We start from the raw sequence: 1,323 nt of genomic DNA, 5'->3' as shown, positions 1-1,323 counted from the left end.
AGAGCCTGCTGCATGTCGCGGCCCGGGTGCGCTTGGTGCAGGATGTTTTGGAACGTCCCATCGTGCTGGAGAACGTTTCCTCCTACGTGCAGTGGACAACATCCAGCATGAGCGAGTCTCAGTTCCTCTCGGAGCTCAGTTACCTGACCGGGTGCGAGCTGCTTCTCGACGTGAACAACGTCTACGTCAGTTCGCGCAACCAGGGTTTCGACCCTTGGCAGTTCATCATGGAATTGCCGCACGAGCGGATTCGGCAAATTCACCTGGCCGGGCACAGCGATTACGGGCAGTACCTCATCGACACCCATGACCAGCCCATCGCTGATCCGGTTTGGTCTCTCTACAGCAAGACTTTGAGCTACTTGGGCCCGACATCGACCTTGATCGAGCGGGATGACCAGTTTCCGCCGCTGGAAGAGCTGTTGTCCGAATTAGCACATGCCCGTGCTATCGCCAAATCTGTGATATCGGGGGCCACCCCTTGAGCCTGATCGCCCTACAGACTGCATTTGAAACTTACCTGACAGGTGACAGTGCCCTGCCCTCCAACGAGCTTTTGGAGCAGATCCGAGGTAGCACAGCGCTGAGTGCTCTCGAAGGCCTGCAGATCTACCACAACGCTTACCGTTCGCGCCTGCTTGCGGTCTTGCGAGAAGACTTCCCTGCCCTGCTTCACTGGATCGGCAACGAATCATTCGAGCAGCTCGCACTGGCCTACTTGGCCGCCTGGCCACCACGACATTTCAGCATTCGCTGGCTGGGCGAGAAGCTGCCCGAGTTCATTAGCAGCTACGTCGAAGAACCCCAACTATCGCCGATGCGCGAACTCGCGGAACTGGAATGGGCCTTTACACTGGCCTTCGACGCTCAGGATGTCGAAGCGCTTTCGCTGGAGACCATGAGTGATTTTTCGGCTGAAGACTGGATTTCACTCAGGGTTTCCCTGACTGCATCTGCCCGGTGGTTGCAGCTGCAGTACAACACGCTGGAGTTGTGGAAAGCCGCCAAGTCCGGCAGCTTGCTGCCTGATATTACCCGCCTGCCAACGAACCTAGCCTGTCTTGTTTGGCGTCATGAACTCGTCTGCCAGTACCGGAGCCTGGAGCCAGCGGAGGCTTCGGCATTGCAGTTTCTCATCGAGGGCGGATCGTTCGCTGAACTCTGCGAGTCGTTGAGCGCCACGCATGGCGAGCAAGCTCCCTTGCAAGCCGCGACCTGGTTGAAGTTGTGGGTCAACGACGGTTTGCTAAAGCGCGGCCAGCTATTACACGAATGACCCGGAACCTTTAGGCTAGCGCTCTCTCTTTGGCCACTCCGAGCGCT

The 1,323-nt window shown here is 57.7% G+C and carries 2 protein-coding genes; both read left to right on the top strand.

The annotated features are described in order from the left end of the window. Positions 1-485 (top strand): MbnB/TglH/ChrH family RiPP precursor modification enzyme (locus ACN8M7_RS25905; protein ID WP_490262620.1); only part of this gene is annotated, 485 nt, incomplete at its 5' end. Next, positions 482-1,276 carry an HvfC/BufC N-terminal domain-containing protein gene (locus ACN8M7_RS25900; protein WP_003460128.1) on the top strand — a complete coding sequence of 265 codons (795 nt, stop codon included), beginning with the start codon at positions 482-484 and terminating at the stop codon, positions 1,274-1,276. The genes ACN8M7_RS25905 and ACN8M7_RS25900, both read left to right, overlap by 4 nt. The last annotated feature ends 47 nt before the right edge of the window (positions 1,277-1,323 follow it).

Origin of the sequence: Pseudomonas spartinae (assembly GCF_965197125.1) — a bacterium.
In the GTDB taxonomy this organism is placed as follows: Bacteria; Pseudomonadota; Gammaproteobacteria; order Pseudomonadales; family Pseudomonadaceae; genus Aquipseudomonas; species Aquipseudomonas composti_A.
Note: the sequence above shows the minus strand (reverse complement) of the source record. Positions and strands in the feature narration are given on the sequence as shown.